The sequence below is a fragment of the Amycolatopsis dongchuanensis genome (genome assembly GCF_039542405.1).
Classification (GTDB): domain Bacteria; phylum Actinomycetota; class Actinomycetes; order Mycobacteriales; family Pseudonocardiaceae; genus Amycolatopsis_E; species Amycolatopsis_E sacchari.
This window is the reverse complement of the sequence record NZ_BAABIB010000152.1, coordinates 120,334-130,384: the sequence shown is the minus strand read 5'-3', so window position 1 is coordinate 130,384 and position 10,051 is coordinate 120,334. Positions and strand designations below refer to the sequence as shown.

7 protein-coding genes are annotated in these 10,051 nt (G+C 70.8%); 6 read left to right on the top strand and 1 reads right to left on the bottom strand.

The window, feature by feature from the left end:
• Nucleotides 1-318 precede the first annotated feature (318 nt).
• Entirely contained in the window at nucleotides 319-933 is a 615-nt protein-coding gene (locus ABFX51_RS36005; RefSeq protein WP_245782923.1) for an aminoglycoside phosphotransferase family protein, read from the top strand.
• A 6-nt stretch (nucleotides 934-939) separates the two neighbouring features.
• Here ABFX51_RS36005 and ABFX51_RS36000 read toward each other — a convergent pair whose 3' ends face one another.
• Entirely contained in the window at nucleotides 940-1,854 is a 915-nt protein-coding gene (locus ABFX51_RS36000; RefSeq protein ID WP_346056448.1) for an SDR family NAD(P)-dependent oxidoreductase, read from the bottom strand.
• Between the two features lie 432 nt (nucleotides 1,855-2,286).
• On the opposite strand from ABFX51_RS36000, the gene ABFX51_RS35995 reads away from it, so the two are divergent.
• From ABFX51_RS35995 to ABFX51_RS35975, 5 genes are all read left to right on the top strand, one after another.
• Nucleotides 2,287-3,480: an MFS transporter gene (locus ABFX51_RS35995; protein ID WP_346056447.1), complete on the top strand. Its 1,194-nt coding sequence runs from the start codon at nucleotides 2,287-2,289 to the stop codon at nucleotides 3,478-3,480.
• Between the two features lie 647 nt (nucleotides 3,481-4,127).
• Complete coding sequence (locus ABFX51_RS35990) at nucleotides 4,128-5,384, top strand: GGDEF domain-containing protein (protein WP_428832531.1); 1,257 nt, start codon at nucleotides 4,128-4,130, stop codon at nucleotides 5,382-5,384.
• Between the two features lie 66 nt (nucleotides 5,385-5,450).
• Complete coding sequence (locus tag ABFX51_RS35985; RefSeq protein ID WP_346056446.1) at nucleotides 5,451-7,583, top strand: phospholipase; 2,133 nt, start codon at nucleotides 5,451-5,453, stop codon at nucleotides 7,581-7,583.
• Between the two features lie 122 nt (nucleotides 7,584-7,705).
• Nucleotides 7,706-9,331 carry an LCP family protein gene (locus ABFX51_RS35980; RefSeq protein ID WP_346056445.1) on the top strand — a complete coding sequence of 542 codons (1,626 nt, stop codon included), beginning with the start codon at nucleotides 7,706-7,708 and terminating at the stop codon, nucleotides 9,329-9,331.
• 183 nt (nucleotides 9,332-9,514) lie between these two features.
• Nucleotides 9,515-10,018, top strand: coding sequence for a helix-turn-helix domain-containing protein (locus tag ABFX51_RS35975; protein WP_091504721.1), 504 nt, complete (start codon nucleotides 9,515-9,517; stop codon nucleotides 10,016-10,018).
• Nucleotides 10,019-10,051 lie beyond the last annotated feature (33 nt).

Sequence of the window (10,051 nt, the reverse complement as noted above, 5' to 3'; positions counted from 1 at the left end):
CGCCGACTGACTGCAACACCAGCCCCACCAACCACAACACGAGTTACGAGACATCCCTTAGCCTATCCCTACCTGTGGACAACTGGGGTCTTGTGGACAACTCGGCGAGGACTGTGCCGGTGCGCGAAGAAGACCTGACCACGAGATTGGTGGACCGCTTCGGCCCCCAGGGCGAGACCTGGCTCGCCGAGGTACCTGCGCTGGCCACGCGCCTGGCCTCGCGCTGGGGGCTCGAGCTCGGCGAACTGTTCGCGAGCGGGGCCTCTTCGCTGGTCATGCGCTGCCGTTGGCCCGACAGCACACCCGTGGTGCTGGCGGGTGCCTGCCGTACTGGCCACGGACGCGGAAGCCGGCGCGACGGTGCTGGAGGAGATCCTGCCTGGCACCGAGGCCGAAGACCTGCCCGCGGCCACTTTGCCTCCGCTGTGGGGAAAACTGCTGGCCGCGCTCCACGCCGCGTCCCCGCCCGTCGGATGGCCTTGGCATCTGCGGGGTCGCTGTGAGGAGGCCTTCGACCGGATCGGCCCGAGGCTGTCCGACCCGGCCAACGCCGCAGGGATCAGCGAACCCGACTGGCAGCGGGCGATACGGCGCTGCGAGACGTTGCTGGACACCCAGGCCGCCAACGTGTTGCTGCACGGCAACCTGCACCTCGGCAACGTTCTGGACGCCGGGCCAGCGCGGGGCCTGGTCGCGATCGATCCGAAGGCGTGCGTAGGTGATCCGTGCTTCGACGCCGTCGACTACGCCGTCGCCGGTGCCGGGCACGAAGGGGTCGAGGCCCGTTGTCAGCGGCCGGCGGCCGCGTGCGGGCTCGACGGCGGCAGATTGTTCGCCTGGAGCCGCGTCGTCGCGCCGATGGCCGCCATCGCGCACCTCACCTACGGCGGTCCGGAGCCGGTCATCGACGAACTACTCGCCCTCAGCAGGTGAAACCCCTCAGGCCGTGCGCAGCGGCGTCGACGTCGACTCCGTCCACTTCCGCAGGCGGGGCGGCACGCGCTTCTCCAGCCCGTACGGCTCCAGGTGCGCGCTGAACACCTCGTCGAACGCGCGGCGGACCGTCTCCGTGTCCCACGTCTGCCGCTCCAGGATCGGCGCCTTCAGGTACGGCTGGCCGATGATGTGCAGCTGCGGCCCGTTGAACCGCACGAGCTGTCCCGTGATGCCCTCGGCGTCGTCGGAGAGCAGGAACAGCACCAGCGGCGCGATGCGCGAGGGCGTCCGGTCGGGCGGGCAGTTGCGCAGGGAGCGCTCCGACTTCCACACCATCCGCGTGTGCGCGAGCGGGCACACGGCGTTCACCCGGATGCCCACCTCCTCCAGGTCCAGCGCCCACGAGTAGGTCAGCGAGGCCACCGCGCCCTTGCTCGCCGAGTACACGCCGAGCTTGCGCTGGCCCAGCGAGGCGCCCGAGGAGATGTTGACGATCGACCCGCCGGTGCCCTGCTCGACCATGGCCTTGATCGCCGCGATGCCGGTGTACATCACCCCCAGCACGTTCACCTCGACGAGCTCGCGCACCTGCTCGGGCTCCTCCTGCCACGGCAGCGCCTCGTAGTTCAGCGCCGCGTTGTTGACCAGCCCGTCGATCGAGCCGAACTCGTCCACGCACTGGCTGACCAGCGCCGCCGCCTCGGCCGGGTCGGTCACCGTGTGGCCGCTCGCGACAGCCTGCCCGCCGTGCTCCCTGATGTTCGCGGCCGTGCGCTCCGCCAGCTCCACGTCGATGTCGTTGGCGACGACCCTCGCGCCTGCCTGCGCCAGGTGCACGGCGAACGCCTCACCGAGCCCACGGCCGGCACCCGTCACCACGACCGCCCTGTCCTTCAGGCCGGCAAGCTCCATGTTCATGTCCTTCACTCCCCACTGGCCAGCCCCGAACTCGAGCCGCGCTGGCGGCTCCTCTGACCCTGGTTCCAGTGTTCGCCGTCCGCACGCGACCGCCACTCAGGCGACGACGAGCGGTCAGCAGACTGCGCCGAACGAGTGACCGCCGACCAGCGGCGCATACTCTCCGACCGGTCAGCGGGACGGTTCGCTGGGCCGTTCGTCGTAATCCGAAGGTTGGTGATTACCTCCGCTCAGGCCCAAACCCGGACTACCGTCGTGCTGTGACTGTTCGCCTCCGGGCTGTAAGCGGCATACTGAGTGTCGTCTTTCCTGTCGCTTGGGTGAGTGCCCGGTTCCCGCGCCCCACGGCGGACGACAGAATGCGGAACGGCCAGGCGTTCACTCGATCAGGGGGGAGCTAGGGAGATGGTGAGGACGCAATCCCGTCCCGGCATGAGTTCCGCGCTCGCCAACGGCGAGTTCCGCACCGTCTGGCTGGCCGAGGCGCAGTCCACCATCGGTGACCAGCTCACGATCGTCGCACTGGCCCTGCTCGTCTACCACCGCACGGGCTCGGCGCTGCTGTCCGCGATCGCCTACGCGCTGACGTTCCTGCCCGCCCTCGCGGGCGGTCTCGGCCTCGCGCAGCTGGCCGACCGCTACCCGCGGCGGACGGTGCTCGCCGGTTCGGCCGCGGTGCAGGCGGTGCTGGTCGGCGTCATGGCGATCCCGGGGATGCCGCTGCTGCCGCTGTGCGTGCTGGTCGTGCTGGCCCGGCTCGCGGGCGCGCCGTCCAACGCGGCGCAGAACGCGCTGACGCGCGAGATCTTCACCGACGACGAGCTGTACCTGCGCAGCCAGGACATCCGCGGCATCACGACGAACACCGCGATGCTGCTCGGCCTGGCCTGCGGCGGGTTCCTCGTGACCGCGGCCGGCCCGTCGTGGGCGCTGGCGATCGACGCGGCCACCTTCGCCGTGAGCGCGTTCGCCCTGCACCGCTGGGTGCGGCCGCGCCCGGCGGCGGACGGCGGCGACGGCGCGTGGTTCGGCGCGATCCGCTGGGTGGCCGCGCAGCGGCGGCTGCGCGTGCTGCTCGGCCTGTCGTGGCTCGTCGGCCTCGCCGTCATCCCCGAGGGCCTCGTCGCGCCGCTCGCGCGCGAGATCGGGGCCCCGGACCAGGCCGTCGGCTGGCTGCTCGCGGCGGACCCGCTCGGCTTCGTCGCCGGGGTCTTCGTCATGTCCCGCTTCGTCTCCGCGGAGGCGCGCAGGCGGGCGCTGGGGGTACTCGCCATCGTGCCGACGGCGGTGCTGCTGGTGTTCTCCCTGCGGCCGGACCTCGTGCTGGCGCTGGTCGCGCTCGCGGCCGCGGGTGCGGCCGGCGCGTACATCGTCACCGTGGGCGCCTCGTTCATCACGTGGGTGCCCAACGAACTGCGGGGCGGCGCGGGGGGTGTGTACCGGACCGGACTGCGGGTGGCACAGGGCGTCGGTGTGGCCATCGGTGGTGTGCTCGCCGAATGGGCGGGCTCGGCCACCACCGCCATCACGATCGCGGGCGCGGCGGGGGTGCTGCTGGGCATTCCGCTCGCCGTGTCCTGGGCGCGGTTGGGTCCGGGTACGACGGAAGCAGCCGGCGCGTCATGAGCCGACCGGCGTCCGGCGGGCATCAGAAGTCACGGTTCGACACGGGGGGTCACCTCCGGTTTTCGGGCGAGAAACAAACGCGAAGCGAGCAGGCAGCGGATCAGAAGTCGCGGTTCGACACGAAGAACACCTCTCCCACGGCAGCAGCGGCGAAAGAATCAGGATTTTCCGGGGCACGGATCAGAAGTCACGGTTCGCCACGGCAAGCCACCTCCACACAACCGAGCAACACACACAAACGAGCACGCAGAACTCCCACACCTCAGAAGTCACGGTTAGACAAGAAGAACACCTCCAATCGGTGCTCGCACGCCGAGCAGAGACGTACCACTGTGGACGAGGTCGCCGTCCGCCCGGTGCGTCGTATGCGGTGGGATGATACCTGTTGAAGAGAAAGCACCCGGCGTCTCTCCGGGCACAGCAAAGTTACCCCGCCAGTGTGCGGTCCGTCGAGAGAAGGTGATCCAGTGCCCCCACCCCCCGCCCGGTCCGGATCACCGACACTGCCCGGGCAAACGGCCGCGACGCCGGACCCCCAGGGGAACGGGGCGGCGGTGGCCGGCGGATCCCCGGCCGGGCACCCCGCCCCGGACACGTCGAGTGATTCCCCGAGCACTCGCCGCTCTTTCAAACCACAATATTGGGCGCTGTGGCGGCGTCCGAAAGCATTCATCGCATTCCTCCTCGTAGCGGAACTCGCCGCCGTCGCGTGGTTCGTCCTCGTTTTCGTGGACATGACCGCGCCGACCCGTCTGGATTTGCTCCGGTTCGCGATTCTGACGGCCGGCGCGACGGTCCACATCCAGATGACCCGGCGCCAGGAGGAACGCCGCAGAAATCGCGTGCGAACGGTCCTGATCGACCTCACCGCGGTATGGGTCTTTCCCGCCGCGATTATTCTTCCGGCACCGCTGACCATCGGCTTGGTACTGCTGATTCGCGTGCAGCACTGGTTCGTCGCACGCCGTCCCGCGCACAACTTCGTGTTCTCCTCGATCACGCACATGCTCGCCGCGACGGTGGCGCACCGCGTATTCGTGGCGCTGGGCGGACAACAGTGGATGTCGCTCACCGCGCTGTCCTCGCTCGGCGAATTCGCGAAACTGCTCTTGGTCGGGCTCGTCTACGAGGCCGTGCAGATCCTGTACGTCGGCAGCATTCTGAGTCTGTCCGGGAAGTCGAAACCGACGATCCGCAGCGTGCTCGGCAGCAAGGCCGACAACCTGCTGGGGGCCATCACGATCGGCCTCGGCGCGGTCACCGCGATCCTGCTGGTGATCCTGCCGCCCACGGTGGCGATCATGGCGGTGGTGACGGTCGTGTTCAACCGCCTCGCGGAGCTCGACCAGCTGCAGGACGACGTCCGGACGGACCCGAAGACGCAGGTCTACAACATGCGCGGGTGGACGGAGTCGGCCGAGCGGGCCCTCGCGCGGGCGGCGAAGTCGGACGACAACCTGGGCATCCTGATGATCGACCTCGACCACTTCAAGTGGATCAACGACACCTACGGCCACCCGGCGGGCGACGACGTGCTGCGCAACCTCGCCCAGCTGTTGGACGAGGTCACGCGGCCCGCCGACGTGGTGGGCCGCTTCGGCGGCGAGGAGTTCCTCGTGCTGCTGCCCGACGCGGACCAGGCGGCGGCGACCGGCGCGGCGGAGCGGATCCGGTCGTCGGTGGCGCGGCTGCGGATCGCGACGACGGACAAGCGCGGTGACCAGATCACCGTGTCCGACCGCACGGCGTCGATCGGTGTCGCGGTCTTCCCCGACCACGGCGACTCGCTGGAGAAGCTCATGCACGCCGCCGACGCGGCCGTGTACGAGGCGAAGGAGGGCGGCCGCAACCAGGTGCGCCTCGCCGAGCACCGCGCTCATCACGGAGCGACAACCACTCACTAGGGTGAGGCACTCCTCCGGGGACCACCCGGATGTGCGAAACCCACGGACCCTGCCACCCTGGAGTTCATGATCGCCCCAGCCGAGACCCCGCGCCTGCGCAGGCGCCTGTCGAACTCGGCCTGGCTGCTGGTGCTGACGCTGGCCCTGCTGGGCTTCGGCTTCGTCGCGTCCCGCCCCTCCGCGCCCCCCGACCACGGCCCGCCCACCGGCGGCGCGGCCGCCGCGCAGCGCGCCATCGAAGCCCTCACCCACCCGGGTGGAGAGCCGACGGCGCTGAGCCTGCTTCCCGCGGACTTCACCCGCGTCACGGGGGTCGTCCCGGGTGCCCTGCCCGCGCGCGACGGCACGGTGCGCGCGGTCCACGTCGACGGCGGCTGCTCGACGCCCTGGGGCGACGACAACACCAAGTGGGACTACGCCGTGCCGTGCAAGGCCCACGACCTCGGCTACGACCTGCTGCGTTACGCCGACAAGGTGGGTCAGCCGCTCGCCCCGGTCGTGCGGGAGTCGCTCGACGCGCGCCTGTCGGCGGACATGCACAACATGTGCCACGTCAACCCGATGGACTCGCCGAGGACGTGCCAGCTGGTCGCCTCGCTGTACTCCGCCGGGCTCGTGGTGAACTCCTGGCACCAGCGCTGGGGGCCGCCGGTGGGTGACCCGATCGGGCCGATGCTCGCCGGTGTCGCCGTCATCGGGTGCCTGCTGGTCCTGCGGCTGCGGGGCTGGCTGTCCGCCCGCCACACTCGCCCGGCGCGACCCGCGCCCGCCCGCGGCCCGGCCCCGGCGTCGAGCTGGGTCACGCTCGGCGTGACGAGCCTGGTGCTGATGATCGCCGGGGAGTCGGTGATCCAGCTGGCCCGGTGGGCTGGGGTGGCCGAGACGTGGCTGTGGCCGTTCACGTGGCTCGTCCAGCTGGCTCCCGTGTTCTTCTTCGCCGGCGGCCGCGCCAACGCCGCGGGCTGGCGCGCGGTGCTCGACGGCGGGGGCGGCTACCGGCAGTACCTCGCCCACCGCGCGAGCTGGTTGCTGCGGCCCGCGTTGATCTTCGTCGTGGTGACGCTCGTCGTGCCGCTCGCGCTCGAGCTGCTCGGCATCCCGGACAGCACGAACGCGACGATCGTGCGCGTCGCGCTGCACCCGTTGTGGCTGCTGGCGGTGTACCTGCTGACGATGGTGGCCGCCCCGGTGATGCTCGCGCTGCACCGGCGGGCGCCCAGGGCGGGCGCGCTCGCGCTGCTGGCGTTCGTCGTGCTGGCCGAGCTGGGCGCCGGCTGGACTGGGTCGAAGATCCCGCACTACCTCGCCGCCTTCGGGCTCGCACTGCTCGCCCAGCAGGTCGCGTTCGGCAGGCTGTTCGCCCGCAACCGCTGGTGGCTGCTCGGCGGCGCGCTGACGGGGCTCGCCGGGCTGGTGCTGCTCACCACCGTCGGCGGCACGGCACCGAACCTGCTCGGCACGCCCGGCGCGCCGCCCGCGCTCGCCGCGCCGACGCTGCCGGTGCTGCTGCTGGGCGCGGTGCAGCTGGGCGTGCTGGGCCTGTCCGCCCGTCCGCTGAACCGGCTCACCGCGCAGCCCGTGGTCTCCGCTGTGGTCCGCCTCGCCCTGCGTGCTCCGATGAGCCTGTACCTCGGGTTCCTCGCGGCCGTGTTGCTGCTGGTCACGGTGGTGTACCTGCCGCCGAGCCCGGCTGCCGCGCTGGCGTGGCTCACCGGCCCGCGCACGCTCATGGCGCTGGGGCTGCTCGCCGTGCCCGCGTTGATCGTGTTCTGGTGGTTCGAGCGGCACGGTGACGGGTATGTCCCGGTTCCCCTGTCAGCGCCGACGGGGTGGCCGGCGCACGCCGCCACGGCACTGGGCACGGGTTTCGCCACGATCGGCCTGTTCGGGTTCGCGCTGACGCAGTTCGGCGGGGACACCGGCGCCACGCTCCTCGGCCTGCCGCTGGACCCCATCCAGAACCTGATCGAGCTGCTGCTCGGGGTGTTCCTGCTGCACGCCGTGCGCACCGGGGCGAGTGCGACAACGAGCACGTGGGTCGTCACGGCCTTGGCGTGCGTGCCGCCGCTGCTGGACGCGGCCGACGGCGTCGAGGCGTCACCCGTTCCGGTGCTGGTCCACGGGCTCACCGGACTGTTCGCCCTGGGGGCTGCCGCGAGCACCCTCCTGTCGGCCAAGGCGGTGGTGGAGAACACGTAACCGGGTGTGCTGAACCACATTCGCCGATCAATGTGCGACGCTACGGCAACCGGGTGACGGGGTGGCGCGTCCACCCGATCGGGCACTCGTGTGACTGAGAGCCGGGGAAGGGAGACGAGGGCGTGGAGTATCCGCCGCGGAACGAGCGTGGGGCACCTCGTCGTCCCGTGCCGCGGCAGGGCCGTCCGGCCGACGCCCGCTACGTCGGCCCCGCCCGCCGCGGTGCGCCACCGCCCCGTGGCGGCCGCCGGCCCGCACCGCCCAGCCCCCGCCGCCGTCCCGCTCCGCCGCCCCCGCCACGCCGCCGCCGGTACGGCGCCAAGATCGCCGTCGCGGTGGTGTCGCTGCTGGTGATGAGCCTGACCGGCTACGCGTGGGCCGCCATGCAGGGCCTGGTCAGCGGGCTGACCACGGCGGACGTGATCAGCGGCGACCAGCCGGCCGACGGCGCCCGCGACATCCTCCTGGTCGGCATGGACAGCCGCACCGACGCGCAGGGCAACCCGCTGTCCGAGCAGCTGCTCGCGGAGCTGCGGGCCGGGGTGTCCGACGGCGTGGAGAACACCGACACGCTGATCATGGTGCACATCCCCAACGACGGCAGCAAGGCCGTCGCGATCTCGCTGCCGCGCGACTCCTACGTCAGCATCCCGGGCTTCGGCACCCACAAGATCAACTCCGCCTACGCGAGGGGCAAGGCGGCCGAACGCAAGAAGCTGCAGGACTCCGGCGACACCGATGCCAAGGACATCGAGGTCAAGAGCGCGCAGGCCGGCGCGAAGACGCTGATCGCGACCGTCGAGCAGCTGACCGGCTCCTCGATCGACAACTACGCCTCGATCAACCTGCTCGGCTTCTCCGACATCACCAAGGCCATCGGCGGCGTGGACGTGTGCCTCAAGGACAACGTCAACGACCCGTACTCGGGCGCGAAGTTCACCAAGGGCAAGCACACGATCTCCGGTGTCGAGGCGCTGGAGTTCGTGCGCCAGCGGCACGGGCTCCCCCGCGGCGACCTCGACCGCGTGGTGCGCCAGCAGGTGTTCATGGCCGGGATGGCGCGCAAGGTGCTGTCGGCGGGCACGCTCGCCGACCCCGGCAAGCTCAGCTCCCTCACCGACGCGATCAAGAAGTCCGTGGTGCTCAACCAGGGCTGGGACATCCTGGGCTTCGCCCAGCAGATGAAGGGCCTGACGGGCGGGCAGCTGCAGTTCCAGACCATCCCGGTGGTCAACGTGGACTACCCGACGCCCGAGGACGGCCAGGCCATCAAGGTCGACCCGTCGGCGGTGCGGAAGTTCGTGCAGGGCCTGACGGGCCCGCCGGCCGGCGCCCAGTCCACCCCGCCGGGACCGGACAACTCGGCGACCACTGTGGACGTCCACAACGGAACTCCCAAGTCCGGTCTCGCCGCGACCGTCTCGCAGGCGCTGACCGGGAAGGGCTTCAAGGCGGGCGAGACCGGCAACGCCAGCGCCCGCGTCAAGGCCACCACCATCCGCTACCCGGCAGGCGCGAAGGACGCCGCCCAGTCCGTCTCGGACGCACTGGGGGTCACCGCGGCGCTGCAGGAGGACGACAGCGTCCAGAGCGGACACGTCCTGGTCGTGGTGGGCAGCGACTACTCGGCCGCGTCGTCGGCGGAGAACGTCCAGCAGTCCTCCGGCACCCCGTCCAGCGGTGCCGCCGCACCCGCGGACGATGACGACAAACCGATCACCGCCGACGGGATCACTTGCGTCAACTGACGTAGGCCGTTCAGCCTCCTCCTGTTAGCCCGTTCGGCCTAATCACAAGATCAAGTTGAACGATCCGCTCGAACTCGCGTAAGAGCAGCGGTCTCAGCGACTTACATACGCGTGGACACCGCTGAAGTACGACGGCACGCGCCGCCGCAGGGGTATGACGCGAGGCAGGGCAGGGGACCAGGAGTGCACATCGACAGTGACCTCTACCAGCGAGTTCTGGGGGAGGAACTCAGGAAGCTCCGGCGCAGGCGGGGCTGGACGCGCAAGGAGCTGAACCAGCACCTGCAGAGCGACATCTCGCTGCAGACGCTCGCGACCTACGAGCTGGGCACGCGGCAGTGCTCGGTGGTCAGACTCGTGGAGCTGTGCCTCGCCATGGACGAGCTGCCCCAGGACCTGCTGGCCCGCGTGCACCGGCGCGTCTTCACGGACGAGCCCGGCAAGGTGCGGCTCGACCTGCCGCGCATCGTCGCCGATCACCGACCCGAGCTGCTGCCGCTGCGGCGCTGGGCGGAGGACCGCCTGCGTCAGCAGGGCGCGCCCCGCGAGGTGCAACTGGACCGGCCCGCCGTGGACCGGATGGCCGAGCTGTGCGGGCTGAGCACGGCGGAACTACTGGCCTTGCTGCACGACCTCGCCGAACCCGTGCCGGACGGGCTGGATCCGGGGGGCGGCGGAAGGCTCTGACACCGACCAGCCGCCCCGCCGGGAAATCAGCAA

Bases quoted from the DNA above. Each gene is read 5' to 3' on its own strand.
- ABFX51_RS36000 (WP_346056448.1), bottom strand. From the start codon at position 1,854: ATGAACATGGAGCTTGCCGGCCTGAAGGACAGGGCGGTCGTGGTGACG.
- ABFX51_RS35985 (WP_346056446.1), top strand. From the start codon at position 5,451: ATGATCGCCCCAGCCGAGACCCCGCGCCTGCGCAGGCGCCTGTCGAAC.
- ABFX51_RS35995 (WP_346056447.1), top strand. From the start codon at position 2,287: ATGAGTTCCGCGCTCGCCAACGGCGAGTTCCGCACCGTCTGGCTGGCC.